The sequence below is a fragment of the Leifsonia sp. HAY1-4F genome, assembly GCF_056755275.1.
Genome location: NZ_JBNDHX010000050.1, coordinates 1 through 26,315, shown reverse-complemented (window position 1 = coordinate 26,315; position 26,315 = coordinate 1). Strand labels below are relative to the sequence as shown.

The window sequence follows — 26,315 nt, the reverse complement described above, 5'->3', positions numbered from 1 at the left end:
CTGGAGGGCGATGTACGGCATCGTGGCGACGATCCCCGTCACGGCGATGGCGGTCGAGAGCGTCTTGCTTCCGTACCGTCCACCCACGAAGTCCGCCGGTGTCACGTAGCCGTGGCGGTGCGACACCGACCACAGCCGCGCCATCAGGAGGAAGACGATCGGGTACAGGATCACCGTGTACGGGACGGCGAAGAAGCCGCTGACCGCACCGGTGCTCCACATCGCCGCGGGAACCGCGATGAAGGTGTAGGCCGTGTAGAGGTCGCCGCCGAGCAGGAACCAGGTGATCCAGCTCCCGAAGCCGCGGCCGCCGAGGCCCCACTGGTCGAGGGTCCGCATCCCGCGCTCCTCCGGCGTGATCCGCCAGCGAGCCGCGACGAACCCCATGATCGCGACGATCACGAAGATGATGATGACGACGGTGAGCGCGACCCCGTTCACGGGCCGCGCGCCCGAAGCAGCTGCGGCGATCATTCGTCCACCTCCGGTCCCCTCACTGCGGCCCGGCGCCGCCGGTCCTCACGGCTGATCAGTCCGTAGCAGATCCAGAGCAGGCCGGCGTCGATCAGCACCCACAGCATCTGATACCAGTAGAAGAACGGGATGCCGGCCAGGGCCGGCTCGCTCCGCGCGTAGATCGGAACGATCAGGGGAACCACGATCGCGATCACGATCAGGATGCCGGAGATCACGTAGGGCAGGGGGCGCGCCGGCCCCCGTGTCGGAACTTCAGGCGATGACATCAGTGTCCCTTCACCTCGAACCCGCCGTCCTCCCGCTGCCCGCTGGGCCACCGGGAGGCCGGGGAGACCGGTCTATTGCCCGCAACGGTACACCGGTCTTTGCGTTGTCGCAGGCGTTTGCCACGCGCGTCTGGCGGCACCGCTCACGGTGTAGAGAAGGAGATCGGGTGCCGAATCTCCTTCGAATGGCAGTATTGAAGGAGATTCGGACGGAACTCCTTCGAATCTCCTTCACTGGCGCAGCCGACGCAGCAGGAATCTTCTGAGAAACAACTATTTGACCGGGCGGTCAATCAACTTATAATGGAGGCGACCCCCAGACCGGGAGCCAACTGACGAAGGGATGTTGGTTTCGATGAATAAGTGGACTCGCTGGCAGGACTGGGTGGCTGTCGCCGCCGGTCTCTACGCGGCACTGTCGACGCTCTGGACCCACCAGATGGGCGCATCCATGCCGATCATGATCGTCCTCGGTGTGCTGCTGATCGCATCGGGAGTGTGGAGCCTGGCGATGCCGGGACTCGTCGCGATGGAATGGATCCACGCCGTTCTCGGCGTCCTGCTCATCATCTCCCCATGGGTGGGCGGCTATGCCACGGCGACGGGAGCCGCCTGGACATCGTGGATAACGGGTGTCGTCGCGCTGGTCGTCGGCCTCCTGGCCCTCCAGCCGGCAATGCACACGCATCACCCGCAGGCAACGCACTAGAACACCCCCAGCGCGAGGGGCCGGCCTCCGGCCCCTCGCCCCTATTCGAAGCGGCGGCAGCAGACCGTGGACACCACAGTTGAAGCGCGCACGCGCATCCTCGACGCAGCCGAAACCCTGTTCGCCGAACGCGGCTTCGACGCGACAGCGACCTCGGCCATCGCCACCGCAGCAGCAGTCCCCAAGGGGCTGCTGTTCTATTACTTCCCGTCCAAGAAGGACATCCTCGCCGCTCTGGTCGGCGAAAGGCTCGGTCCGGGCAAGATCGATCCCGACCCGCTCATCGAACCGGGCGAGCCCGTCCGGTCTCTGCTGAATCTGAGCCAGAAGCTCTTCCGGGTGCAGGCCGACTCCGACGTGATCCGCGTGATCGTGTGGCGCGAGCAGCACTCGCATCCGGAGGTCAAGGCCAAGCTGGCCGCCCACCGGCGGGCCTTGTACGCGACGATCGAGAAGGTCCTAGCGGGCAGCCTCCACATCCCGGTCGGCAGCAAGCGGCTCCGTGCCGCCGCACTGGCGTGGGGAGCGATCGTCACGACTCCCCCGCTGACCGACGAGTCGATCGACGGCGAACCGCACGGACAGGTGGATGACCCCCTCGAGGACCTGACCACGCTGGCCGAGCTGCTGTGCGCCGGCCTCCAGCACGGGTCCGACTGACGCCTCCGGCAGGTATGTCCGCGGTACCTGCGACCATTCCCCTGGACGCAGGGACGAATGGAGGCCGGCATGCGGGACGAGGCGACCGTGCTGCACGCTGACCTCGACGCGTTCTACGCCTCGGTCGAGCAGCGCGACGCGCCCGCGCTGCGCGGCCGGCCGGTCATCGTCGGCGGCGGCGTGGTGCTGGCGGCGAGCTACGAGGCGAAGGCCCGCGGAGTGCGCACCGCGATGGGCGGCCGGCAGGCGCGCGACCTCTGCCCGGAGGCCGTCATCGTCCCGCCGCGCATGGACGCCTACTCCGCGGCGAGCAAGGACGTGTTCGCGATCTTCCGCGATACGACTCCACTCGTCGAGGGCCTGTCGATCGACGAAGCCTTTCTGGAGGTCGGAGGGCTCCGGCGCATCGCCGGCACGCCCGAGCAGATCGCCACACGACTGCGGCAGCGGGTTCGCGCCGAGATCGGCCTCGCCATCTCGGTCGGGATCGCGCGGACCAAGTTCCTCGCCAAGGTCGCCAGCGCGGTGAGCAAACCGGACGGGCTGCTCCTGGTCGAACCCGACCGGGAACAGGATTTCCTCCTCCCCCTCCCGGTGGAACGACTGTGGGGCGTCGGCGCTGTCACCGCCGAGAAGCTGCACCGGCTCGGCATCCGCACGGTCGGTCAGCTCGCCGAGCTCGAAGAGGCCACGACCGAGAGGCTGCTCGGGAGGGCGGCCGGCGCGCACCTGCACGCACTGGCCCGGCTGCGGGATCCGCGCCCGGTCGACTCGACGAAGCGGCGCGGATCCATCGGCTCGCAGCGAGCGCTCGGCAGCCGCCCGCGCACGGCCGACGAGCTCGACCTCATCCTGACCCAGATCGTCGACCGGCTCGCTCGGCGGCTGCGGGATGGCGACCGCACCTGCCGCACGATCGTGCTCCGGCTCCGCTACGGCGACTTCGCGAAAGCCACCCGATCGCGCACCCTGGGCTTCCCGTCAGACCGGACGTCGGCGCTGCTCGCCGTCGCCCGCACCCTCCTCGCCGCCGCTCAGCCCGAGATCGCCGAACGCGGCATCACCCTCATCGGCATCTCGCTGTCGCAGCTGGGACGCGCCGACAGCTTCCAGCCCGAACTCCCGATCGACTGGGACGACGGCGCGCGACTGGACACCGTCCTCGACGCCGTTCGCGATCGCTTCGGTGCGACCTCGGTCGCTCGTGCCACGCAGCTCGGCCGCGATCCCGGCTGGTCGACGCCGCTCCTCCCGGAGCACCAATGACGCGCACGTCTGGATGCGGAGGTTAACGCCCCTGACGCTTCTTGTACGGTTTCGGCTGCCCCTTCACGGCCGGGGCGCGGCCTTTGCCCTTCGAAGCTTTGGCTTTTCCGCCTGCGGGAACGACCGGCTTTGCGGCCGGGGCAGGGGCCGCAGCGATCTCCTCCCGGGCCGTGGCAAGAAAGAGGACCCCGGCAGCGGTCAGCCGGGTTCCCGTGGAGCTTCGGACGAAGAGGGGCGATCCCACTTCCTCTTCGAGCTTCGCGATCGACGAGTAGAGAGAGGCGAGAGGGATGTTCAGCGCATTCGCCGCACGCGGAAAGTGCAGTTCCTCGGCCACGGCGACGAACCGGACGAGCAGGGTGATGTTCACAATCGGTCCTCAAACGGGGATGAGCGGAGAGTGCTCCCCCGACGGGAGCTCGACTCGGATGCGGTCGCCGCGGCGGACGATCCCTCCAGCGACGACGACGGCCATGACACCACCCTTTCGTTCGATCGAACCGTCCGCGGCCCGGCCCAGCACCTGGCGCAGCAGTCCCGGCTCGAAGCCGTTGATCTGTTCGCACGGGTTCCGCAATCCGGTGACCCGCACGCATGCGTCATCGCCGAGGTGCAGCAGCGTGTCGGTCGGCAGGCGGAGCAGATCGACTCCGCGAGTCGTCACGTTCTCGCCCAGCTGTCCCGGCGCGACCGGGAACCCCGCGTCGGCGACCTCGTCGAACAGCTCCGCGTGCATCAGGTGCACCTGCCGCAGATTCGGCTGCGACGGGTCGCGGGCGACGCGGGACCGGTGCTGGACGGTCGTGCCAGCATGCGCGTCGCCTTCCACGCCCCACCCTTCGATGAGGACGACGTGGTCGACGACCGACTTACTGAACCGATGGTCGTCGTCCTTGCTCACAGCGACGACGTGGGGCCGCTCTTCCTGATTCGCGCTCACGGTTAGAGTCTCTCGCGAACCGAGCCGCCGTGGAGGACATCGGCAAACGCAACGTCCTGGCCGGCACCATCCTCACGGGCAGACGCGGACGCTTCGTCCTTCGAAGGTGACGACGTCGCCGAGCTGCAGCTGCCGTCCGCGCCGGCGATCGACCTCGCCGTTCACGGTCACGTAGCCGTCGATGATGGCCTCTTTCACGTTTCCACCGGAGTCGAGGAGCCCGGCGAACTTGAGGAACTGCCCGAGGCGGATGCCGTCACCACCGATCGACACGTCGTCGATCCGAGCCGGGTTGGTCATTCCGAAATGCTAGCCCACCCTGTCCCGGCCCCGGACACGGTCGGTGGACGCGGATGCACGGCGCGCCCGCGCATCCCGGGCCTCAGAGGATGATGGACCCATGCCCGCTGCCCACCGCCCCGGCCTTCGCGTCGACGCCGGACTCACGATCCCCGAGTCCGAGCTCTCGTGGCGGTTCTCGCGGTCGTCCGGCCCGGGCGGGCAAGGGGTGAACACCGCCGACTCCCGCGCGGAACTCGTGTGGGATGTGGCGGGCTCCGCCGTTCTCTCACCGCTTCAGCGGGAGCGGCTCCTCGAGCGTCTGAGCAGTCGGCTGGTCGACGGGAGGCTGACGATCGCGGCATCCGAGTATCGCGCGCAATTGCGCAACCGGGAGGCCGCGCTCACCCGGCTCGCCGACCTGGTGGCCGATGCCCTCCTGCCGCCAGCACCCGCACGCAGACCGACGAGGCCCAGTCGCGGAGCCAAGCAACGGCGATTGGATGCGAAGAAGCGGCGCACCGACGTCAAGCGACTGCGTCGTCCCCCTCAGGACTGACCGCCGAAAAATCCACGCCGACAGTACCCAGCCGCCTCCTCGTGGGGGACACTGGCAGCGTGACGACGACCGACCGCATCCTCATCCTGCTGCGCCACGCCAAGTCCGACTGGTCCGGATCCGTCCCGGATATCGACCGGCCGCTCGCCGAGCGCGGAAAGACACAGGCTCCGCTCGCCGGCCGGTGGCTCGCGGACCACGCGGGCCGGATCGACCTGGCACTGGTATCGCCCGCGCGGCGCGCCCGCGAGACCTGGGAGCTGGCGTCCGCCCACCTCGACCCGCTCCCTCCTGCGCGTTTCGAGGACCGCGTGTATGCGGCATCCGCGGACCAACTCCTCGACATCGTCCATGACGTGCCGGACACCGTGCAGACGGTGCTCATCGTCGGCCACAATCCCGGCATGGAGCAGCTGGCGTCGCTCCTCGCCGGTGAGGAGGTGGTCCTGCGGACGTCGGGCATCGCCGTCTTCGACGGTGAGGGACCGTGGTCCGAACTCGACGCCGCATCCGCGGCGCTCCGTGTTTCAGGACGGTCGGACGGTCACGACCTGCGCTGAGCTGCCCGACTACTCACACCCGGTCTGGATGCCGTGATCCGTCTGGCGCACCACGAAGGCCTGGCTGCTCCCATCGCAGATCGCGGACACTCCCAGAAGCGAAACCGTCTTCCCATTGGTGAAGTTTCCGTTGCTCCCCGGGGCGTTCAGCAGGATCGAGTCTTCGGTTCCCGGAGTGACCTTGCCCCAGAAGGGCGGGAAGTCACCGGCTCCGAAAACGGACGTGAGGCTCGGGAGCCATACCCACCCTCCCTGGACCAGCGGCGCCTGGTAGGTCGTCGCAGGTGTCCATCCCTGCGGCGCGGGACGGCTGACGTTCGCGCAGGAATCGGCCAGCGCCGGCGAGGCGGCGACTCCCACGAGCGCCACGGTCGCCGCCATCGTCACGAGAACGCGCCGGCCGAGGCCCATTCCTTCCTTCTTCTTCCACTTCGTTACTTCGCGCATGATGACTCCTTTGACATCCACATTTCGACCGCGCTCGACGCACGGATTAATGAGCAAATCTCAGGTTACGCTGCGCGGTGGCGGTGTCAAGAGAAATTCCGGGGGCGAGAACGGCTTCGGACAGGCGGGGAGATCGGAGGGAGGCCCCGCGGCGCGGGACCTCCCGTGGTGGTGGGCCGGGTCAGAAGCCCCACCAGCCCCAGAATCCCCACAGTGCGATGCTGCTGATGAGTCCGATTGTCTTCAGGATGCCGATCGCAATCGCCCAGGCGGCCAGAACGTGACCCCGGTCGCCGGTGCGGCTGGTCTGGGAGAGCCCGATGGCGCCGAAGATGATGCCGAGCACGCCGGAGAAGAATGCGAGGACGAACCCCGCGACGGCGAACTTGTTCCACCTCGTGCCGGCCTGGTGGAGGGTCTTCTGGTCGCTCTCAACTGTTGTCATGAAAATTCCTTGTGGTCTGGATTGATGCGGGGATGCGGACGCCGATTCTGTCCGCGGGATGCTCAGCGGGCGCGCGTGCTGTTGTCGATGCCTGTGACGTGGCCGATGGTGGTGATCTTGCCGTAGGTGATCTTGTTGGTGAGGCCGGCGACCGAAAGGGTCTCTGCCGAGTCCACGTCGACCTTGTTGTTCGCACCCTCCACCGTGATGTCCTGTACCGCGCCGAGGTTCACCGTGGCGCCGAGACCGGAAATGTTCACCACGTTGCACGCGCCGGAGACGGTGACGGTGCCACTGAATCCCTGGATGTCGATCTCGGACGTCGAGTCGTCGCAGATCACGTTCGCATTCGCCTTGTTCAGCGTCAGAGCCACCGGGGCGTTCGCCTTGGCGTGCACGGTCGCGCCCGAGTCGACGGTCTGGGAAGCCGCACCCGTGGTCTTCACCGTCGCCTTGCCTTCCGGAATCGACACCCCGTCACCGGCGCTCACCCCGACGATGGTTCCGCAACCCGCGAGGGTTCCGATGGTGAGTGCACAGAGAACAGCGGCAGCCGACAGGGAAAGAGCTTTGTTTCGCATTGAATGTTTCCTTTTTATGGAGGTAATAAGGCCGAGGCGGCCCGTGTGGTGCAGTGGAGGGCAAGGCCGAACACTGCACCCGTGTACCTAGACGTCGTTCGCCCCGATTGCTGACGCCTGTCATCGCAAAACCTGTCGTCACGACCGGCCGGAGCTCAGCGGCTGGTGAGGAAGCCGATGGCGATGGCGAGGGCCGCGGTGTTGTAGGCGAACGAGAGGACGGCGTGGCCTGTGACGATGTGCCGGGCTCGCGGGGTGAGAACGTTGACATCCGAGGTCGCGAACGACGTTCCGACGGTGAAGGCGAAGTATGCGAATGACACGCGCGACGCACCGGCGTCACCGGGGAACGCGAAACTCGGTGAGCCTGCCCTGGCGATCTCTGTGTCGTTGAGGTGCTGATAGCGGTCGGCGTAGCCGAGGTGCATCACCGCCCACCCCGCGAAGATGCCGAACACCGCGACCGTCTGGGCGACAGGGACAGCTTTGAGGTTCTCGCCGACCTCGGCGGGCGCGATCGTTCCGGTGACGATCAAGAATCCGGACATGACGCCGACCACCGCAACGGCCGGACTGACGATCGCATTCAGCAGCCGGAGCACCGCCCACTTCCGGGGCCGGGGACGCGCACCACGTCGCGCCTCGCGCCCCAACACCATCCACCGCGCAGCGACGTACAGGAACGCCAAGAGCACCCAGGCCGCTTGGATCGCAATGCTCGCCTCGAGAGTCGGGCTGAGAAGCCATCCGGCCCCTCCCCCGATCAGCGCCGCCTCGACGCACGCTCCCACGACCAGACCGACCATCCGACCCTCCTCTCGACCACGGCGCCTGGCGACGCGCGAGCATGAGGGCAGCGCGTTCGACGGCTTCGTTTCGTAGACGGACGACGGGGCAAGGTCTGACGCACGGAGGCCCGATTGCGTGAACGAACGACAACGATCCGGCGGGTCGACGCCGGATCGCTTGCCGAACTACTTCTTCTTCTCTGGCTTCTTCTGGGCCAGGTCTTTCGCCGCGACGCTCTTCTCTGCCGGGGTCGATTTCGGATTCGGCGGGCTAGTTCGTCCCGCTGCAGTTCACCGACGCAAGGCTCCCGGAGCTGGTCTGGCTCGAGATCGTTTTGCCGTCCACAGAGACCGTGCAGGAGATGGTGCCGGTGTCATCGATTCCGTTCATCGCGGTCAAGTCGAACGAGTTGAAGGAGAGGCTGTCCTTCGATCCTTTGACGGTGATGGTCTTGGTGAACGGCAGCGGCGTGCTGCTGGACTGCTCAGTGCCCGCCGTGCCGTTGGTGAACGTCGAGTACGTCACATCCGCATCCTGGGCTGCTCCCGCCACGCTGTAGACGACGGTGTGGGATGTGGCTGCCGCCTTGTTCGTGTCGTCGACCGCTTTGGAGATACCGAAGAAGACGGCGGCGTACAGCGTCGTCATCACGATGGCGAGCACCAGCCCGATCACCCCCGTGATCAGGCCGGCGACGGACGTTCCGCGAGCGCGGAACTTCCGGGTCAGGCCGATGACGGCGAGGAGTACGGCGATCGCACCGGCGACGATCGCCGCATAGCTCACGAACGGTATGAAGGCGAAGACCAGAGAGAAGATGCCGAGAATCAAGGCGGCGACCCCGAATCCGTTGCCTCTCCTGACGGTGGTGACGCCGCCGGCCTGGACGTCCTCGGATGGTACGACGGGCTGTGTGTTGGACATGTGAACCTCTTCTCGGTCTGGTGAGTGACGATCTGCGAGTGGGATGTGATCGGCTCGATTCATGACAGCAGGGCCGACTCCCGCTGGACCACGTCGATCCGGTCCGGCTGGACCGACCGAAAGTACGGGCGGATGCCGAGGACACCCGTCCGAAAGGTGGTGGTCGGTTAAACCGGGCCGCCCTACGATCAACTCATGACTGTCGCGCCCCCACCGCCCGCCAGCGGTTGGGATGCCCCCACGATTCCGGGGCCGGCCCCAACGCAACGGTCGCGTGCCCGCAGGGCCTGGGCGCTCACGGGCTCGATTGCGCTCGCGGTGCTCTGTTCCCTTCTGGCGATGGCGGTCGCCGGGAATGATGGAACCGACGGGACGACCTTTCCACCGATCGTTCGTGTCATCGCCACGGTGGGCGCGTTCCCGATGATCGGGGTCTCGGTCCTCCTCGTGTGGCGGCACCGCATGCCTGTACTCGTCTCCGTGCTGGCAACGGCGGTCACGCTCGTCGTGCCGACCACTCCCCTGCCCGCTCTGATCGCTCTGGCCGCGCTCGCTGCTGTGCGTCGCGGGTGGCTCCTCTGGACGATGATCGCAGCCACCTATCTCGCGACCGCCGCAGCATTCTGCTGGGACATCGGCTCCCCCACGTCCTCTCTATCCAACTTCGTCGGCTCCCCCGCTGCGGGATCGGCGGCTCGGCTCGACCTCTTCTGGTCGGTACCGGTTCTGGCGGCCTTCGCCATCGCACCCTTCGCAGCGTTCGGGATAGCGCGACGCGTGCGCCTCGAGCGCGATGCGGCACGTCGTGGGAGCGCCACCGCGACACGGACCGTGGCAGCCCTGCATCAGGAGGTCTCGCTGGAGCGCGAGCGGCAGGAACTCGCGCGAGAGATCCACGACACGCTGGCAGCTCGCCTCAGCGCGGTGTCGTTGCAGGCCGGCGCTCTCGAGCTCACCGTGGGAACTGAGAACGCTCCAGCCGCCGAAGCGGCCCGCGCGGTCCGCCAGTCGGCACAGACATCGTTGGAGGATCTCCGGCACGTCGTTCGCGTTCTCCGCAATCCGACGGCCGCCATTCCCGCGTCGGCCACCGGACTCAACGACCTGGGCCAGCTCATCGACAGCTCGCTCCGCGAGGGCACCGATGTCCGCGCCCAGATCCTGGTCACCGACCCCGCCTCGTGCGACCCGGATGTCGCACACATCTGCTACCGCCTGGTGCAGGAGTCAATCTCCAATGTGCGTCGGCATGCTCCGGGTGCGGCGCTGTTCGTCGACGTCCGCGGGGGCCCGGAAACGGGGCTGACGATGCGAGCCGTGAACTGGCTCATCCCTGGAGCGGCCACCTCATCCCAGCCCGGAGGACACGGACTCACCGGGATGAGCGAAAGAGCCGCGCTCGTCGGCGGCACGTTCCAGGCCGGCCCGACGCCGGAGGGGTCGTTCGCTGTCGTCGCTTGGCTGCCCTGGTCCCCTCGCTAGACTGACCGGGTGACCGACCTCCACCATCCGATCCGGGTGCTCGTGGTCGACGACGATCCCCTGGTGGTGACGGGGATCAGCACCATTCTCTCTTCTTCGCCCGACCTCGACGTCGTGGGTCGCTGCTCGGACGGTGACGAGGTTCGCAGTGCGGTTGCCTCCGTGACGCCGGACGTCGTCCTCTGCGACGTGAAGATGAAGCGAGTCGGCGGGATCGCGGTCGCAGCAGCGCTGTCGGCGATGCCGAACGGCCCGAGGGTGCTCATGATGACCGCGCTCGACGATGACGGTCTCGTCCTGGACGCCATCGCCGCCGGCGCCGCCGGTTTCCTCCTCAAAGAAGAAGACCCGCGGCGCTTCATCGAAGCCGTCCGCCAAGTGGCCAACGGCGAGGTCACTTTCTCGCCACGGGCAGCACGTCAGCTGACCGACTGGGTGCGCGACTCCCCGAATGCCGAGGTGCGTCGTGCCGCCGTCCAGAAGCTCGCGATGCTCACCGACCGCGAGAGAGAATTCGCGGTCGCGCTCCTCGACGGAGCTTCCGACGCGGAGCTCGCAGCGAAGTTCTTCGTCGCTGAGACGACGGTCAAATCCGCGCTGTCGTCGATCAAGACGAAGTGGGGCATCCGGAACAGAACCCAGCTCGCTGTCATCGTGGCGCAAGCCGGCGTCGTCTGATCCCCGGCCGAGCGCTGGATCGATCCGCGCTCGGCCAGTCCGGCTACTTCGTCGCCACGAACACCTGGTCGGCGATCACTCCGGGCTCCACGCGAAGCACGCCGTCCGCTGCCGCGGGGATCTGGATCACAACGTTTCCGGTCGTCGATGCGCCGGTGTAGAGCTCATCGGCTCCGAGCTGAGGATCCGGAGCAACCACGGCCTTATCAAACGACTTGTAGACCTTACCGTCAGCGCCCACGTACGAGATCTGCACCTCGGCGGCGTACGCCGAGTCCTTGCCCGTGTAGGTGACAGTGGCGTTGACAAGCGCGTACGTCATGCCCGCATCCGGTGCGTCGTTGAATTCGTTCGCAGCGTGCACAGCGTCGGTCGCGTTCAGGTTCACCGAGTTGATCTTCACGGTGAAGTCCTTGCCGACAACCGAACTCCCCAGCGGCGCAGGGTTCTCGCGGGTGCCCGTCTTCGCCTTATCGGCACTCGCCTGGCTGGGGGCCGCGGAAGCCGTACCGGCCGGAGCCTTCACGGTCGTGTCGGTCCCGCCGAATGCGTTGGTGAACGATGCCGAGACCACCGCGAAGAAGACCACGAAGCCCACCACGGTGCCGACGATCGCGGTGATCAGCGCTGCGATCGCAAGGCCTTTTCCCTTCCCCTTGAGAAACAGCGCCACCAGCGCCAGGACGAAGGCGATCGGCAAGAGGACCCAGCCGACGATCAGCGCGCCAGGAATGCATGCAAAGACGAAACCGAGGACAGCGACGGCGAGCGCGACAATCCCGAGCACATTGGTCTGCTTCGGAGCCGCAACAACGGGCGCAGCGGCCGGAAGGGGCTGCCCCGCACCGCTCAGCGCGGGATCGACGGGTACGGGAGGCATAGGCGGCTGAGGGGCCGCGGGCTGAGGGGTCGCGGGCTGCGTGGCGTCCGTCCAGCTCTGACCATCCCAATAGCGCTGGGTTCCTTTGCCTGAGCCGTCGTCATACCAGCCAGCAGGCGCGGTCGCAGGATTCGTGGGATTCGTCATACCGCCACACTGACAGAATCTGAAGAATCCCTCACCTACTTCGGCCGCCCCAAAACTGGGGAGACGCTTGCGCAATCGCCAGCGTTTTCGAGGCGCGCCAAGACCCATCCGTGCGTGTCGGCTTGGAAGACGTGTGCGTCACCCACACGGACTGCCTGACGAGTGAGGACACCGCAGGCCGCACTTGTCAGACAATTCGGCGCAATTCGCCGCCGGACATTGCCCCGAATCTCAACGTATTCGTAGCGTGGTGACGCGATCACAACCGGATCACACCCTCCACTGTCAGACAAGTTGAGCCAGCGATGCCTATCGAACTTGAGATGCGGCTGTTCCAGCACTTCCGTGAGCTGGAACTGCTGCCCGGCGAACCTCTGCCGTCAGAACAGGAGCTCGTCCACGACCTGTCCGTGAGCAGGCCGGCGTTGCGGGAGGCGCTCGCAGCGCTCCAGGCGCTCGGTCTGGTCGTGGCGAAGCAGGGTTCGCGGCGCGTGCTGGGCGAGTTCAGCATGCAGTCCGTCGTCGAGACGCTGACGCGCTTCATGGAGCCGTCGATCGAGCTCATGCAGGAGATGCTCGATGTCCGGCGCGTGCTCGAAGTGGCTTTCTTCTCCGCCGCCGTCGCCGACATGTCTCCGACAACGCTGCGCGAGCTCCGGCGCCTCGTCGACCGGATGGAATCCAAGGCCGCCCAGGGGCTTCCCTTCATCCACGAGGATGCGGCGTTCCACCAGGTCCTGTACACGCACGTCGAGAACCGGACCTTCCACGGCCTCGTGGCCGCGTTCTGGCACATGTTCGACGAGTCGTCCGAGCAGCTCCAGGTCGGCAGCGACCTCCCGGCATCCGCCCGCCATCACGCCGCGATCGTCGAAGCTCTGGAGGCCGGCGACACCCCTCTCGCGGTCCACGAGCTCAATGTCCATTTCTTCGATGTGCGTGCGCGGCTGACGGCCTCGCGAGAGACGCAGCGCGCCACGCATCCATCCGGTCCTTCCCCCCGAACGCACTGAGAACCCTTCCGAAAGGCATTGCAATGAAGCAACACAAGGTTCGCGCATCCGTCGTCATCGGCGCGATCGCGGCATCCGCGCTGGCGCTGGCCGGATGCTCCGGCACCGGCGCCGGCTCGACGACGACCACAAGCGCGTCGACGACCGGCCAGACCATCAACTACTGGCTCTGGCAGGACAACGCGACCGACACGACCTGGCAGCAGCTCGCCGACGAGTTCAACGCCCAGAGCGGCCACGGCAAGGTCACCCTCCAGGTCGTTCCCGCCGCGCAGTACCTGGACAAGCTGTCCACCGCGATCAGCAGCGGCAACGGCCCGGATGCGGCGCGCATGAAGGACTCGTGGATCGGCCAGTTCGTGGACGCCGGGGTGCTCGCGTCCCTCAACGACCGCATCGACGCGTGGAAGGGCAAGTCGTCGGTGGAGCCGAGCGCCTGGGACGCCGGCAAGGTGCCCGGTGGCGATCAGATCTACATGATGCCCCACCAGAACACCGCGCTGTACATGTACTACAACAAGAAGCTGCTCGCGGATGCGGGCCTCCAGCCGCCGACCACGCAGAGCGAGATGCTTTCCGACGCTCCGAAGCTCACCGGCAACGGACACTACGCGTTCGACGTTCGCGGTGGCGCCGGCGGCCAGGACCAGTGGGCCGCGTGGATGCTCGCGGGCGGGGCACAGTTCGTGAACTCGTCCGGAAGCGTGATCCTCGACAAGGCTCCGGCCGAGTCGGTGAACCAGAAGTACCTCGACCTGGCGAAGTACGCGCCTCCGGGATCGGAGACGGCCGCCTTCTCGCAGGTGCAGAGCAACTTCCTCGCCGGGACCACGGCCACGATGATCCACCACATCGGCTCCCTGGCCGCTGTCCGGAAGCAGTTCGGCGACGGCGTCGGAGTCATCCCCGTGCCGGCCGCGAACCCCTCCAAGCCGTCCACCGTGCAGTCGATGAGCGGCAACGTGATCTTCGCGGACTCCAAGAAGCAGGAACTCGCCTGGCAGTGGGAGACGTTCCTGCTGGGCGACGCGCAGATGCTGAAGATGAGCACGTCACCGCAGGGGCAGCTGCCGGTCACCAAAGCCGTCGCGGCGAATGAGGCGTTCAAGAAGGATCCGGCCTATCAGGTAGCCATCACCGCGGCCAAGACGGCGAAGAGCTGGCCGCAGCTCCCCGGCACGACCACCGTCGTGAACGCCACCTGGTCCCCCACCATCCAGCAGGCGTTCTCCGGACAGCTGACCAGCGTGAAGATGCTGCAGGCGCTCGCCGCAGGGCTCAAGAAGAAGTGACATGACGACCACAGTCGCGGGGGGTCGAGACGGCGCCAGACGTCGCTTCGACCCCACGATCCTCCTCTTCGTCTCGCCGACGCTGATCCTGCTGCTCGTCTTCGTCGCGTACCCGTTCCTGCGCGCGATCTGGCTCTCGCTGACGAAGACCACCCTCCTCGGGGGCACGGTCGGCTTCCTCGGGTTCGACAACTTCGTCGCCCTGTTCCAGGATCCGCAGTTCGGCGCCTTCGTCGGGAACTCGGTCTTCTGGACTGTGGGCGGTGTCTCCCTGCAGCTGATCTTCGGGGTCATCGGGGCGCTGCTCCTGAACCAGAAGTTCCGGCTGCGCGGCACCGTACGGGGCCTCGCCATGATCCCGTGGGCGACCCCGAGCGTGCTCGTAGCGCTGATCTGGCTCTGGCTGCTCGACCCCAACCGAGGACTGGTCAACACCGTCCTGGAGCGCCTCGGCATCATGACGCATCCCGTCGCCTGGCTCTCCGACGCGCACACAGCGCTGCCGACACTCATCGTCATCGATGCGTGGCAGGGCATCCCGTTCTTCGCGGTGATGGTCCTCGCGGCGCTGCAGGCGGTGCCGGAGGAGCTGAAGGAATCGGCGAGGACGGATGGATGCGGTCCGCTCGGAGTGTTCCGGCATGTCGTCGTCCCGTCGATCCTCCCGACGGTGCTGATCACGCTCGTGCTCCGGCTCATCTGGACCGCGAACTACATCGATCTCGCGTATGTCCTCACGGGCGGCGGCCCGGGGATCGCATCCACGACCATCCCGCTGCAGTCGTACCTCACGGCCTACAAGCAAGGGCAGCTGGGCAGCGGCGCCGCCTACGCCGTGGTGCAGGCGATCGTGCTCGCGATCCTCGTCGTGATCTACCTGCGCCTCACCCAGACGAAGGGGGTCAAGCGATGACCGCGAACGCTCTCGGCACGATCGACGGCCCGCGCACCGAGCGCATCCCGGCCGTCACGCCGCCGGCACGTCGATCCTCCTCCGCGCGCCGGGTCGGCCGGGTGGGGCTGTACGTCCTCGTCGCCGGGTGGATGATCGCCACCATCGGCCCGTACCTCGTGATGCTGCTGACGTCGTTCACACCGAATCAGGACCTCGTCGCGAACGGGATGAGCAAGCTCCCGTCCGCGCTCAGCGTTCAGGGATACGTCGAGCTCTTCACGACGACGCCGTTCCTCGCCTACATGCGCAACAGTCTGCTGGCTGCGCTGGGGACGGTGGTGCTGTCGCTGATCGTCGCGTCGGCCGCAGCCATCTCGCTGTCGCGCTTCCGTTTCCGCGGACGCGGCGCGCTGCTGACCGTCCTGCTGATCGCTCAGCTGTTCCCGGCGGTGCTGCTCGTGATCCCGCTCTCGACGATGCTCAAGGGCGCGGGCCTGCTCGACACCACCGCCGGCCTGATCCTCGTATACACGACGTTCGCTACCCCGTTCGCGACCTACCTGCTCAAGGGCTTCCTCGACGGACTTCCGCCGGAGCTCGACGAAGCAGCGACCGTGGATGGATGCACCAAGTTCCAGATGGTGCGCCACATCCTCTTCCCCCTGCTGCGGCCGGGACTGACCGCCGCGGGAACCTACATCTTCATCTTCTCGTGGAACGAGTTCCTCTACGCCCTGACGTTCACGTCGTCGACGAAGAGCCAGACGATCCCGATCGGCCTTCAGCTGTTCATCGGCGACTACCAGATCCGCTGGGACCTGCTGACGGCCGGCGGCGTCATCGCGGCGGTGCCCGTCCTCCTCGGTTTCATGCTCGTCCAGAAGCAGCTCATCGGCGGTCTCGCCGCCGGCGCCGTCAAAGGCTGAGCCGCTCCCCACCCCACCTCTCGAAAGGCAACACATGACGATTGTGCAGACAGGATCAGGTCGGCTGACCACCGAGATCCCCCGTATCGAAGGGGTGGAGATCTCGCTCGCGCGCGTTCCTCTCCCCCAGGGCCCGTGGGGCGACCAGATCCACCGGGTGACCGACATCGAAGTCACCGTGGTCGACCTGCACGGCGACAACGGGATGGTCGGAACGGGCTTCAGCCACACCTCCGGGATGGGCGCCCGCACGATCGGCGCGCTCGCGCACGAGATCGCGCCGACACTGGTGGGCCAGCGGGTGTCCCCGCGGGGCTTGTGGAATCGCGCGTACCGCTTCGTGCACGACATCGGCGGCGCAGGTGTCACGACCCATGCGATCTCCGCGTTCGACATCGCGGCCTGGGACCTCCTCGGGAAGAGCCTCGGCGTCAACGTCATCGACATCATCGGGCGGGTGCGCGACAGCGTCCCCCTGTACGGCAGCGGCATCAACCTCAACCTCTCCGCCGACGAGGTCGTCGAGCAGGTGCGCCGCTGGAAGGCCGACGGCTACGCAGCCGCCAAAGTGAAGGTCGGCAAGCCCGACCTCGAGGAGGACGTCGAGCGGCTCGCGCGGATCCGCGAAGCGGTGGGAGCATTCCCCCTCGCGGTCGATGCCAACCAGGGATGGAACTACCCCCAGGCGCTCCGAGCGTTCTCGCGCTTCGAGCAGTTCGACCTCCTGTGGATCGAGGAGCCGCTCCCCGCGGACGACATCTCCGGCCACGCGCGGCTGGCCCGCGAGGTGCGCACCCCGATCGGACTCGGCGAGAACGTCTACACGGTCGACCAGTTCGTCCAGTACTTCGACGGCGGCGGAGTCGACTTCGTGCAGGCCGACCTCGGACGCGTCGGGGGCATCACCGGATACCTCGACATCGCCGCGGCCGCGCGGACCCGCAACCTGCCGATGACGCCGCACTTCGTGATGGAGCTCAGCGCCAGCATCCTCACCGCCGTCCCGAACATCTCGTACGCCGAGATGACGGACGGCGGGACGTGGACCGACCTCGGCATCTTCTCGTCGACCGGGGAGACGCGCCGCGGCGTCTACTACCCGCCCACCGCACCTGGACACGGCCTGGTCCTCGACCGCGACTACCTCGCGGAACACCGCATCTGACACAGGACGTTGGACGGAAGTCCCACGGGCAAGGAGATCATCTCGATGGATGGAACCGAAGATCCACTGTTCTCGGTGGCGGGCAGAATCGCGGTCGTGACGGGAGCGTTCGGCCAGATCGGCGCCGAGTTCGCCCGGGCGCTGCACGCACGCGGGGCACGCGTGGTCGTGACCTCCCGCGACGCCGACGTGGATGCGGGCGAACGCCTGGGCATCGCGGAGGGCGGGGACCGGCTGATGGCGGTCCAGCTGGACATCACGGACCAGGCGAGCGTGGAGGCCGCATTCGATCGGGTCGTCGACGCCTGGGGCATCCCGACGATCGTCGTCAACAATGCCGGCATCGACACGCAGCCCAGCGCGCCGCCGGAGGTGTCGGGCCCGTTCGAGCAGTTCCCCGCCGAGGTGTTCCGCGAGGTCGTCGACACGAATCTCGTGGGCACCTTCCTCGTCACCCAGGCAGCGGGCCGCCGGATGCGCGAGGCGGGACTTGCTGGGTCGCTCATCAATGTCGGATCGATCTACGGGATGGTCTCGCCGGTGCAGGACATCTACGCGTACAAGGCCGTCGATACGGGTGTGCCGTTCATCAAGCCTGTCGCCTATTCGGCGGCGAAGTCCGGGATCTACAACCTCACCCGGTACTGCGCCACCTACTGGGGCCGGACGGGCATCCGCGTGAATACGCTGACGCCGGCCGGAGTGTGGCGGGAGACGCAGGACGAGAAGTTCCACGCGAACTACGAGGCCCGCATCCCGATCGGCCGGATGGCGCAGGCCGACGAGTACAACGGCGCGCTGATCTTCCTCGCGTCGGACGCCTCCCGCTACATGACGGGCTCGAACCTCGTGGTCGACGGGGGCTGGACCGCATGGTGAGCGACGTCATCGGTGAGCGGATCATCGCCGCGACCCCCACTCCGATGCGTGCGGACGAGTCGGTCGATCTGGACAACCTCGCGGCACTCGTCGACATCGACATCGCGCGCGGAGTCGAGGGAATCTACATCGGGGGGTCCACCGGCGAAGGGATGCTCCTGTCGCTCGAGGAGCGGGAGGCCGCCGCACGCACCGCCGTCGACGCCGCAGCGGGACGCGTCCCCGTCATCGCGCACGTCGGGGCCATGACGACTCGCGACGCGATCCGGCTCGCCCAGGCGGCGGAGGAAGCGGGCGTCGCGGCCGTCTCCATGATCCCTCCCCTCTATTACCACTACTCGACGGAGGAGGTCGTGGCTCACTACCGTGCCGTCATCGACCGCGTCGGCCTCCCGTTCATCGTCTACAACATCCCCCAGTTCACCGGTCGGGACGTGGTGGAGGGAGGGTATGAGGCGCTGCTGTCGCTCCCCCAGGTCGTCGGCATCAAGCACACCTCGCAGAACCTCTTCGGCGCGGAACGTCTGGTGGCCCAGTATCCGGACGTGAAGCTCATCAACGGCTTCGACGAGCTCTACCTCCCCGCCCTCATGATGGGTGCGACCGCCTCCATCGGCACGACCGTCGGGCTGCAGATCGAGCTCTTCCGCTCCTTGCGGGCTCGTGTGAAGGCCGGCGATCCCGACGGCGCGCGGACGGTGCAGGTGCGCATCAACGAGACGCTCGACGGGATGATCCGCGAAGGAGTGTTCCCGGCCGCCAAGTACCTGGTCGGCAAGTACGCCGTTCCGTGCGGTTCGTGCCGTCGACCGATGGCGGCGCTCACCGCCGACAACCGCGCGAGCCTCGATGCGCTCTGGACCCGGCTGCAGGACAGCATCGCGGCCACGGTCGCTGAAGACGCGGCGCGCGCGTGACATCCACCCGGCACGTAGAACCCCACACCACAGGAGACGACATGACCGACTACGCACTGCCCGCGACGCCCGTGCGGCCCGACGCCCCGGAGCGCACGGCCTACCTCATCACCTCCGGCGACCTGCGCGAATCCGCGAACCTCGCGGGATGGCCGACACAGGTCGAACTGGAGGCCGCGGTCACCGGCGTGCTGAACGAGCTGGGCTGGCAGGTCATCCGGCCGTTCGGTGTCGACCCGGCGACCGGGCACGGCTTCATCTCGAGCCAGCGGATGGGCCTGGAGATCTTCACGAAGATCCCGCCGGAGTCGCCGCTCGTCGTCGCGATCGCGAACTGGCAGTACTCCCACCACATCCTCGCCGGGCTCCGCACGCACCGCGGGCCGATCCTGACGGTCGCGAACTTCGCCGGCGACTGGCCGGGGCTCGTCGGCCTCCTCGGACTGAACGCCGGCCTCACGAAGATGGGCAAGCCGTACGCGACGACCTGGTCGGTCGACTTCACGGACGACTGGTTCCGCGACGGCCTGCGCGAGTGGGTGGAGACGGGGGCCATCGTGCACGACGCCTCCCACGTCCGTCCCCTGCCGGAGCTGCCCGACACCCCGGAGGTCGCCCTCGGGCGCGCACTCGGCGACGAGCTCCTCACGGACAAGGCGATCATCGGCGTGTTCGACGAGGGCTGCATGGGCATGTACAACGCGATCTTCGACGACGAGCTGCTGAATCGCATCGGCGTGTACAAGGAGCGCCTCTCGCAGTCCGCGCTGTACGCGGAGATGCTGCGCGTAACGGATGCCGAAGCGGATGCCGTGTACGACTGGCTGATCGACCACGGCATGACCTTCGTCTACGGGGAAGATCCGGCGACCGAGCTCACCCGCGATCAGGTGCAGTGGCAGCTGAAGATGTACATCGCGGCCCTGCGCATCGCGGACGACTTCGGACTGGATGCCGTCGGCATCCAGTACCAGCAGGGCCTGAAGGACCTCGTGCCGGCGTCGGACCTCGCGGAGGGCATGCTGAACTCCACCGAGCGGCCGCCGGTGCTCAGCCGCGACGGCTCACGGGAGCTGCACGCCGGCCGTGCCTTCCCGCACTTCAACGAAGCCGACGAGGGCGTTGCCGTCGACGCGCTCGTGACCGACCGTGTGTGGCGTGCGATGGGGCTCGTGCCCGACAACACCCTCCACGACGTCCGCTGGGGCGAGGAGTTCGATGGCGAGTTCGTGTGGGTCTACGAGATCTCCGGCTCCGTGCCGGCCTCTCACCTGGGCGGCTGGCAGAACGCGGAGGGATGGCGTCAGGGCCACGTCTTCTTCCCGGCCGGCGGCGCCACGATCAACGGCGTCTCCAAGCCCGGCGAGGTCGTGATCTCGCGCGTCTTCATCGCCGACGGCATCCTGCAGGCCGACATCTTCCGCGCCACCGTCGTGGAGCTGCCCCTGGATGAGACGCAGCGACGCAAGGACGCCACCAATCCGGAGTGGCCGATCGCCAACGTCGTGCTGCACGACGTGACGCGCGACCAGTTCATGGCTCGCCACAAGGCGAACCATGCCCAGGTCGCCTACGCGCCGGACGCGGAGACCGCCGACAAGGCGCTCGCTGCGAAGGCGGCGATGTTCGATCGGCTCGGGATCAGGGTCAACCTGGTGGGCCGGGTGAACCTCTGAGGCGGGCGGCTCGTCCGTCTCGCGGGTCGGTCTCGCGGGTCGACCGAAGCGAGGCTACGGGCGGCCGTGACTTCCGCCGGAGTGGCCGGAGCCGCCCGGCGCCGCGGGAGCGCCATGACCCGAGTGGTCGGCGGACCCGTTCGGCTGCGCAGGACTCTCAGGAGCGTCAGAAGTCGGTTCCGGCGTCGGCGTCGCACCCTTCCCCGCGCCGTGTCCCGCGGTGGGCTTAGGCGTCAGGACCACCGCGCAGTAGGCCGCAATGCCGTCCGCGCCTCCGGAGGCCTTCGCGAGCGAAGCGTAGGCAACCGACGTCGGGGCGAGGCCGCCGTGCTGGAACGCAGTGCACAATCCATGCGCCGCCGGACCTGTCGCGTCCGGCCCCACCGGGGCAGTTGCGCTGGGATCCGGTGTCGCTGTATCGGAGGGGTCGTCGGTAGGTTCTGCGGTTGGCGTTCCCGTGGCAGTGTCGGTGGGCTCCGCGGCCGGAGCACCGAGGAGCGAATGAGCATCGTCCTGCAGACCGGGAGGAAGCGAGCCTGTATACGCTGCGGCTGCGGAGCCGCCCACCGTGATCGTTCCGAGCGCGATAAGCGCAATGGCGACCTTGCTGCCGACGACCGCGGTGATGAGCGACATGGCCTGAATTCTCCTGATCTCCGTTGGTACCTGCGTAGGGCAAGAGCAACCGTCGTCGGGAAGCGCGGTCAGGAATCAGGATTCCGGCTACCGGGAGAGACTGCAAGCCCCCATGTGAGGCACCGGCGATGCATCGCGGCCATGGGTCGCTCCAAGACCGACCGCCGCCTCCCCTCTGGGTCGCTGTTCCCGATCCGCATGGCGCACGCGCGAAATGCAAGTATATGAAGCGTCTTTCCGATACGTTCCGTCTCGTGCCGCTCGTGTTCTTTTCTTCCGAGGGCGCCGAACGGTCCGGGTATCGCTACGCCGATCGAACGGGCGTCTCCTATGAGTTCCCGGACGCCTATTTGACGCGAATCCTGCCGGGCGTCCCCTTCGTCTACCATCTGGCGGGCCGCGGCTACACAGGTGCGGGTATCGTCGGCCCTATTCGCCCGAGCACCCAAGTCGGGCGTTCAGAGTGCGAGATCCTCGATTACCGAGGTTTTGACAAGGACGTTCCGCTCAAGCGTCCCGACGGCTATTACTACGAAGCGGACCCGGACGCCGGAAAGGTGAACGTCTACTGGGCGCAGGGAGTGCGATCCATTTCCGTTGCGCAGTTTGAATCGATCGTCGGGTCCTCGCTGAGCGAAGAGGCTCCCCTGCGACCCGGGGCTTATGCATCCGCAATAGATGCGAAAGAGGTAGAACGCGCTTCGGTCGATTGCGCCATAGCGTGGCTGATGGCGCAGTACCCGGGCCAGGTCGTGGTCGAAATGCCCCACAACAACCCGGGGTTTGACCTCATTGTCGGCGACATTGCTGACCCCGATCTTTACGTCGAAGTAAAGGGGACTCGCGCAGACTCGTCCGTTTTCTGGATGACCGAAGGGGAGCGCGCTTTTTCGGAGGCCAACTCGGCAAAGTACATGTTGATTGTGGTGTCATCGCTTCGTCCGAGCGAGGCCGGCGCCGGCGACTGGACCCTTCGGGCGCGGATGGGCGCTGTTCGCGGGGACGATCTCATTTTGGAACCCTCCCAATGGCGCGGGCTCCTGACATAGAGACTCGCTCGGCAGCATCGGCGGGTTTTTTGTCGCGCTGACCCGGAAGGCCCTCAGGCGCCCCTCTGTGCGCCGCAATGCGACCGCGTCACGTGCACACGCCGACCCAGAGCCCGTCTCGTGCCCGAGTCATTCCCACGTAGAGCTCTCGCCTGTGGATGACCATGGCCTCGTCGTCGCGGTCGGAGCTGTCCAGGAGTGCGGGTGGCACTCGGGGCAGGAGGACGTGTTTGAACTCGAGACCTTTCGCGCGCTTGATCGTGCCGACCTTCACTGCGTTGACCGGCAATCCCTCGTACTTTGTCAGCTCGAGAACAGGGATGCCCGCAGCGCTCAGCGCCCGAACCGCGTCCCGCACACCCTGGTTCGTCAGACAGAGAACGCCCACATCTCCAGGCGGGCACTCCAACCCGGCGAAGTGTGCCACGAGCTCCTTGTCGTGCGTCGCACGATTGGCAAATCGGTGGGAAACCGGGACCGGCCCCGTCCTCGGTACTTCGCCGATCGAGTCGCGACCTCGTACCTCGCCTTCGATGTCCGCGAACTCGTCGCCGTCGACTACCGCCGACGCGAACTCAACGATCTCGCGGGTGTTCCGATAGTTGGTCGTCATCACGACACCACGACCGGCAATCGAAACGCCCGCCTCCGTCAATGAGAACCCGCCAGGGTAGATGGTCTGCTGTCCATCGCCGATCAAGGTCAGCCCGTCAGCCTTGTCGCCGACCAGCAGGTACAACATGCGAACCATCGCGCAGGTGAGATCCTGCGCCTCATCGATGATGACTCCGCCGTACCCCTCAAGCGGCGTCGAACGCAGCGAGGCTTCAGCCTGGAGGATGACGTCATCGAAGTCGTGGACCCGGCGTGCCCGCAACTCCGTTTCATACGCCAGGAACAGTTGCCACACCTCGCGGCGCTGATCGAGCCCCAGCGGTCGGCGGCGCCCTGTTCTGACGAGGTCCGCATACTGTTCGAAGCGAGCAAGTCCGCGGCCCTTGATGACGTAGCTGATCTCGTCTCGCCAATAGTGGGGGTTCGGATCGATTGCGGCAAGCGAGCCACCCACGCCGATGCGAAGCCACGCCGACGAGAACGCCTGCGCGGCCTCGGGCCCGTCGAGGTTGACCCTGATGCCGCGGTGCTTGAGCAAGCGCAAGGCGAATGCGTGAACTCCGACAAACTCCACATGCTCCACGGCGTCAGGCGCGAGCCTTGCCAGGAGGTTGCCCAGCACGTCCGGCAGCGTTCGGACGAACGAGGTGACCAAAACTTTTGCGCGCTGAGATCTGGCTAGATAGGCGGCTCGGTGCAGGCCCACCACCGTTTTGCCCGTACCAGCTGCACCCCGGATTCGTGCAGGCCCGTTGAATCCGCGCCTCACGAGTTTGGCCTGGCTGGGATGGAGGAAGGCCATCCACTCCTCGATGGGCGCGGCCATGAGTCCTGCGAGGAGGATTTCCGTTACATCCTCGATCTCCAGCAGCGGTTCCGGCTCCGATTCCGCGAGGACTGGTTCAGGGATGCTCGTGTCCAATGCGCGCGGCGACGAGTCGAGGACGGGGAAATGGTTGAGAGCCGCACCGAGCACGGTGTTGACCTGCGCGTCCGTTAGGCGGCGTCCGTGTGCGTTGATGTGAGTCGCCGCCTGTCGTTCGCCCACGACGATAACGCCGCCCACCTCCGTGGGCGGCATGCGCCGTCCGGCCAGCACCACCACGACGTGCACCTCGCCCGGGGCCAACCCGAGGTCGGCCATCACCGCTTCGGTCCCGTAGCCGACGTCGGCCAATCCCTCGAGATCGTCGGTGACGTCTGCCTGACCTCGGAAGATGCGGCCAGCCGCAATCTCGACATCCGCCCAAGCCTTGGTGTCGACGATGAAGAGGCCGCCCGGCCCGACCAGCACGTGATCGATCTGCGCTCGTGAGCGGGACCCTGGCCAGCCGCGATCGTGAAGGAACGAGTAGCCGGCGGCCGAGAGTGGCGCCAGACTACCCGCGACCTGACGTTCGGTGTGGTGCGCGATCATCCAACGCTCTGCGGCTTCGCGCGCTTCGGAGGCTAGGCGGTCATGTTCGCTTGCGAGGGCGCGAAGTCGTCGCCCTTCTTCGCCGGCGGAATAGCCTGCCGATCCCAAACGACACCCCCCAAAACAGCCCGCCCCTGATCACGCCATATTCAGCTTCGCTGCTGCGTGACGCATGCCGATACTCCCATTAGGAGGGGCTTGGAGCGTCAAGCGGCGCGCCGGCGCAGCACATAGGCGACAGTAAGAATCAACGTCATGGCGCCTATCAGGATCGAACCTCCAATGGCCCATGGGAGCACCATGCGTGCCAGCGAGCCTGTGAAGCAGTCAAAGAGGTCGTGCTGCGGGTTGGAGCCCGTTGCGCCGCACAACGCAGCGCCACCTTGTTGGCGGCTTGAGTAGATGGCCCCAACCACCACAACAAGCTCGATCACCCACAGCTTGACCAGATCCGAAGCCTTTGCCCGCCCACGCGTCATGACCCGAGCTTAGGGATAACTATTGATGGCCAACGATCCCCCATTCGGGCATGGGCTTCAGCGAAGCGTCAGAGGCGGGTGGGCGAAGGGCATTGCGCTCCTTAACAGCAGTGTGGTTGGCGTGGTAGAGGGTGCCGTCGCGGAGCATGGCGTAGAGGACGTCACAGCGTCGGCGGGCGAGGGCGATGAGGGCCTGGTTGTGTTGTTTGCCTTGGGCGATCTTGCGGTCGTAATAAGCACGCGAGACCGGGTCTCGTAGGGCGGCGAACGCGGAGAGGAATAGTGCCCGTTTCAGGGCCGGTTGCCGCGGTGCGAGGGTCGCTCGCCGCGGATGGAGGTGCCGGAGCGTCGGCTGATCGGGGCAAGTCCGGCGTAGGCGGCGAGGTGGCCGGCGGTGTCGAAGTGTCGGCCGGAGACCTCGCTGAGGATTCTGGCGCAGGTCCCGACCCCGACACCGGGCATGCTGGTCAGGACGGTGTGAAGAGCGTGGGCCTCCACGAGATCCTCGACCTCGGCCGCGATCTCTGCCCGTTGCCGCCGCAACGTGGCCAACTGTTCAGCCAGACGTGGGATCACCAATGCGGCTGCCCCGGTGCCGGCGATGACCACGGTCTGCTCGGACAGGGCGGTGATGATCTGCTCAGCGAGGTCGCGGCCGATCTTTGGCGCCCGCTTGACCAGGGCGTTGCCGATCCGGGCCTTTCCCGCCGCAGCCAGGGCGGCCGGGGACGGGTAACGCTGCAGCAGGTCGAGGATGGCGGGATGATCCAGCCGGGGTCCGATCACCCGCTCCAGGGCGGGGTGGATCTGGGTGAGCAGCCCGCGCAGCCGGTTGGCGGTCTGGTTGATCTGCTTCACGATGTCCTCGTCGAACCCGCAGAGCATGCTCAGTTCAGCGACCGATTCGGTCTCGATGTTGATCGATCGCAACGCATCCGGGAGGGTGCGGGCGGCCTGCGCGATGATGAACGCGTCCCGCGGGTCGGTCTTGGCATGCCCGGCGTGCAGGTCCGCGATCCGCCGCATCGCCAACCCTGGTAAATACCCCACCAGGATCCCCTCGGCTTGGGCGACCGCGACCGGGAGCGCCCCGATCGTCGCGGGCTGATCCACCACCAGTAGCACCGTCCCGGCCTGTTTCAGCTCGTCGATGACCTCGCGCAATTGCGCGTCATCGTTCGGCAGTCCGCGATCCAGCAGCACACTGCCACCCCGGGCGAGCGCAACGGCGTCATGCGCGGGCTTGCCAACATCGACGCCGAGGAAC

The 26,315-nt window shown here is 66.9% G+C and carries 30 protein-coding genes and 1 pseudogene; 16 read left to right on the top strand and 15 right to left on the bottom strand.

What is annotated here, in order from left to right; translation table 11 throughout:
- Both ACPYOG_RS11080 and ACPYOG_RS11075 read right to left on the bottom strand, forming a co-directional pair.
- Positions 1-474: sodium:solute symporter family transporter (locus tag ACPYOG_RS11080; protein ID WP_481294283.1), on the bottom strand; the 474-nt coding region annotated here is incomplete at its 3' end.
- On the bottom strand, positions 471-743 hold the full coding sequence (locus tag ACPYOG_RS11075) for a DUF3311 domain-containing protein (RefSeq protein WP_481294282.1): 273 nt from the start codon (positions 741-743) through the stop codon (positions 471-473). The genes ACPYOG_RS11080 and ACPYOG_RS11075, both read right to left, overlap by 4 nt.
- 355 nt (positions 744-1,098) lie before the next feature.
- Between ACPYOG_RS11075 and ACPYOG_RS11070 the strand changes: the two genes are divergently transcribed.
- The 3 genes from ACPYOG_RS11070 to dinB all read left to right on the top strand — a co-directional run bounded on the left by ACPYOG_RS11070 (position 1,099) and on the right by dinB (position 3,378).
- Positions 1,099-1,452, top strand: coding sequence for an SPW repeat protein (locus tag ACPYOG_RS11070; protein WP_481294281.1), 354 nt, complete (start codon positions 1,099-1,101; stop codon positions 1,450-1,452).
- Between the two features lie 66 nt (positions 1,453-1,518).
- On the top strand, positions 1,519-2,112 hold the full coding sequence (locus ACPYOG_RS11065; RefSeq protein ID WP_481294280.1) for a TetR/AcrR family transcriptional regulator: 594 nt from the start codon (positions 1,519-1,521) through the stop codon (positions 2,110-2,112).
- A gap of 69 nt (positions 2,113-2,181) precedes the next feature.
- A complete protein-coding gene (dinB, locus tag ACPYOG_RS11060; protein WP_481294279.1) occupies positions 2,182-3,378 on the top strand; it encodes a DNA polymerase IV in 1,197 nt (398 codons plus the stop codon).
- Positions 3,379-3,400: 22 nt separating this feature from the next.
- On the opposite strand, the gene ACPYOG_RS11055 is transcribed toward dinB, so the two are convergent.
- The 3 genes from ACPYOG_RS11055 to ACPYOG_RS11045 form a co-directional block, all read right to left on the bottom strand.
- A complete protein-coding gene (locus tag ACPYOG_RS11055) occupies positions 3,401-3,748 on the bottom strand; it encodes a LysR family transcriptional regulator (RefSeq protein WP_481294278.1) in 348 nt (115 codons plus the stop codon).
- Positions 3,749-3,757: 9 nt separating this feature from the next.
- On the bottom strand, positions 3,758-4,318 hold the full coding sequence (locus tag ACPYOG_RS11050; RefSeq protein WP_481294277.1) for an MOSC domain-containing protein: 561 nt from the start codon (positions 4,316-4,318) through the stop codon (positions 3,758-3,760).
- Positions 4,319-4,390: 72 nt separating this feature from the next.
- On the bottom strand, positions 4,391-4,618 hold the full coding sequence (locus tag ACPYOG_RS11045; RefSeq protein WP_481294276.1) for an RNA-binding S4 domain-containing protein: 228 nt from the start codon (positions 4,616-4,618) through the stop codon (positions 4,391-4,393).
- A 100-nt stretch (positions 4,619-4,718) separates the two neighbouring features.
- On the opposite strand from ACPYOG_RS11045, the gene arfB reads away from it, so the two are divergent.
- Positions 4,719-5,156: an alternative ribosome rescue aminoacyl-tRNA hydrolase ArfB gene (arfB, locus tag ACPYOG_RS11040; protein WP_481294275.1), complete on the top strand. Its 438-nt coding sequence runs from the start codon at positions 4,719-4,721 to the stop codon at positions 5,154-5,156.
- Between the two features lie 59 nt (positions 5,157-5,215).
- Positions 5,216-5,716: a SixA phosphatase family protein gene (locus ACPYOG_RS11035; protein WP_481294274.1), complete on the top strand. Its 501-nt coding sequence runs from the start codon at positions 5,216-5,218 to the stop codon at positions 5,714-5,716.
- 9 nt (positions 5,717-5,725) lie between these two features.
- Here the strand turns inward: ACPYOG_RS11035 and ACPYOG_RS11030 are convergent, their stop codons facing one another.
- The 5 genes from ACPYOG_RS11030 to ACPYOG_RS11010 form a co-directional block, all read right to left on the bottom strand.
- The gene (locus ACPYOG_RS11030; protein WP_481294273.1) at positions 5,726-6,163 is read right to left on the bottom strand and encodes a hypothetical protein; all 438 of its coding nucleotides are present in this window, start codon (positions 6,161-6,163) and stop codon (positions 5,726-5,728) included.
- Positions 6,164-6,344: 181 nt separating this feature from the next.
- Positions 6,345-6,608 carry a DUF4190 domain-containing protein gene (locus tag ACPYOG_RS11025; RefSeq protein WP_481294272.1) on the bottom strand — a complete coding sequence of 88 codons (264 nt, stop codon included), beginning with the start codon at positions 6,606-6,608 and terminating at the stop codon, positions 6,345-6,347.
- Between the two features lie 62 nt (positions 6,609-6,670).
- Positions 6,671-7,189, bottom strand: a complete 519-nt coding sequence (locus ACPYOG_RS11020) for a DUF3060 domain-containing protein (protein WP_481294271.1) — start codon at positions 7,187-7,189, stop codon at positions 6,671-6,673.
- Positions 7,190-7,344: 155 nt separating this feature from the next.
- Positions 7,345-7,995, bottom strand: coding sequence for a DUF1345 domain-containing protein (locus ACPYOG_RS11015; RefSeq protein ID WP_481294270.1), 651 nt, complete (start codon positions 7,993-7,995; stop codon positions 7,345-7,347).
- A gap of 253 nt (positions 7,996-8,248) precedes the next feature.
- Complete coding sequence (locus ACPYOG_RS11010) at positions 8,249-8,902, bottom strand: hypothetical protein (protein ID WP_481294269.1); 654 nt, start codon at positions 8,900-8,902, stop codon at positions 8,249-8,251.
- A gap of 339 nt (positions 8,903-9,241) precedes the next feature.
- On the opposite strand from ACPYOG_RS11010, the gene ACPYOG_RS11005 reads away from it, so the two are divergent.
- Complete coding sequence (locus tag ACPYOG_RS11005; RefSeq protein ID WP_481294268.1) at positions 9,242-10,384, top strand: sensor histidine kinase; 1,143 nt, start codon at positions 9,242-9,244, stop codon at positions 10,382-10,384.
- A gap of 9 nt (positions 10,385-10,393) precedes the next feature.
- The gene (locus ACPYOG_RS11000; protein WP_481294267.1) at positions 10,394-11,062 is read left to right on the top strand and encodes a response regulator transcription factor; all 669 of its coding nucleotides are present in this window, start codon (positions 10,394-10,396) and stop codon (positions 11,060-11,062) included.
- Between the two features lie 43 nt (positions 11,063-11,105).
- On the opposite strand, the gene ACPYOG_RS10995 is transcribed toward ACPYOG_RS11000, so the two are convergent.
- Positions 11,106-12,089: a DUF2510 domain-containing protein gene (locus ACPYOG_RS10995; RefSeq protein WP_481294266.1), complete on the bottom strand. Its 984-nt coding sequence runs from the start codon at positions 12,087-12,089 to the stop codon at positions 11,106-11,108.
- Positions 12,090-12,394: 305 nt separating this feature from the next.
- On the opposite strand from ACPYOG_RS10995, the gene ACPYOG_RS10990 reads away from it, so the two are divergent.
- From ACPYOG_RS10990 to ACPYOG_RS10955, 8 genes are read left to right on the top strand one after another with little or no spacing between them, the layout of a single operon-like run.
- A complete protein-coding gene (locus ACPYOG_RS10990) occupies positions 12,395-13,102 on the top strand; it encodes a FadR/GntR family transcriptional regulator (protein ID WP_481294265.1) in 708 nt (235 codons plus the stop codon).
- 23 nt (positions 13,103-13,125) lie between these two features.
- Positions 13,126-14,394, top strand: a complete 1,269-nt coding sequence (locus tag ACPYOG_RS10985) for an ABC transporter substrate-binding protein (RefSeq protein WP_481294264.1) — start codon at positions 13,126-13,128, stop codon at positions 14,392-14,394.
- 1 nt (position 14,395) lies between these two features.
- The gene (locus tag ACPYOG_RS10980; protein WP_481294263.1) at positions 14,396-15,307 is read left to right on the top strand and encodes a carbohydrate ABC transporter permease; all 912 of its coding nucleotides are present in this window, start codon (positions 14,396-14,398) and stop codon (positions 15,305-15,307) included.
- Positions 15,304-16,215, top strand: coding sequence for a carbohydrate ABC transporter permease (locus tag ACPYOG_RS10975; RefSeq protein WP_481294262.1), 912 nt, complete (start codon positions 15,304-15,306; stop codon positions 16,213-16,215). The genes ACPYOG_RS10980 and ACPYOG_RS10975 overlap by 4 nt, the downstream gene beginning before the upstream one ends.
- Positions 16,216-16,249: 34 nt before the next feature.
- The gene (locus tag ACPYOG_RS10970; RefSeq protein WP_481294261.1) at positions 16,250-17,380 is read left to right on the top strand and encodes a mandelate racemase/muconate lactonizing enzyme family protein; all 1,131 of its coding nucleotides are present in this window, start codon (positions 16,250-16,252) and stop codon (positions 17,378-17,380) included.
- Between the two features lie 45 nt (positions 17,381-17,425).
- A complete protein-coding gene (locus ACPYOG_RS10965) occupies positions 17,426-18,259 on the top strand; it encodes an SDR family oxidoreductase (RefSeq protein ID WP_481294260.1) in 834 nt (277 codons plus the stop codon).
- On the top strand, positions 18,256-19,176 hold the full coding sequence (locus ACPYOG_RS10960) for a dihydrodipicolinate synthase family protein (RefSeq protein WP_481294259.1): 921 nt from the start codon (positions 18,256-18,258) through the stop codon (positions 19,174-19,176). Before ACPYOG_RS10965 ends, ACPYOG_RS10960 begins: the two co-directional genes overlap by 4 nt.
- A gap of 41 nt (positions 19,177-19,217) precedes the next feature.
- The gene (locus ACPYOG_RS10955) at positions 19,218-20,852 is read left to right on the top strand and encodes a fucose isomerase (protein ID WP_481294258.1); all 1,635 of its coding nucleotides are present in this window, start codon (positions 19,218-19,220) and stop codon (positions 20,850-20,852) included.
- A 54-nt stretch (positions 20,853-20,906) separates the two neighbouring features.
- Here the strand turns inward: ACPYOG_RS10955 and ACPYOG_RS10950 are convergent, their stop codons facing one another.
- Positions 20,907-21,488 carry a hypothetical protein gene (locus ACPYOG_RS10950; protein ID WP_481294257.1) on the bottom strand — a complete coding sequence of 194 codons (582 nt, stop codon included), beginning with the start codon at positions 21,486-21,488 and terminating at the stop codon, positions 20,907-20,909.
- Positions 21,489-21,712: 224 nt separating this feature from the next.
- Between ACPYOG_RS10950 and ACPYOG_RS10945 the strand changes: the two genes are divergently transcribed.
- Positions 21,713-22,537, top strand: coding sequence for a protein NO VEIN domain-containing protein (locus ACPYOG_RS10945; RefSeq protein WP_481294256.1), 825 nt, complete (start codon positions 21,713-21,715; stop codon positions 22,535-22,537).
- Positions 22,538-22,625: 88 nt separating this feature from the next.
- Here ACPYOG_RS10945 and ACPYOG_RS10940 read toward each other — a convergent pair whose 3' ends face one another.
- The 3 genes and pseudogenes from ACPYOG_RS10940 to ACPYOG_RS10930 form a co-directional block, all read right to left on the bottom strand.
- Complete coding sequence (locus tag ACPYOG_RS10940) at positions 22,626-24,569, bottom strand: nuclease-related domain-containing DEAD/DEAH box helicase (protein WP_481294255.1); 1,944 nt, start codon at positions 24,567-24,569, stop codon at positions 22,626-22,628.
- 206 nt (positions 24,570-24,775) lie between these two features.
- Positions 24,776-25,048 carry a hypothetical protein gene (locus ACPYOG_RS10935; RefSeq protein ID WP_481294254.1) on the bottom strand — a complete coding sequence of 91 codons (273 nt, stop codon included), beginning with the start codon at positions 25,046-25,048 and terminating at the stop codon, positions 24,776-24,778.
- Between the two features lie 19 nt (positions 25,049-25,067).
- Positions 25,068-26,315 (bottom strand): annotated as a pseudogene (locus tag ACPYOG_RS10930) (IS110 family RNA-guided transposase); the annotation flags it as partial.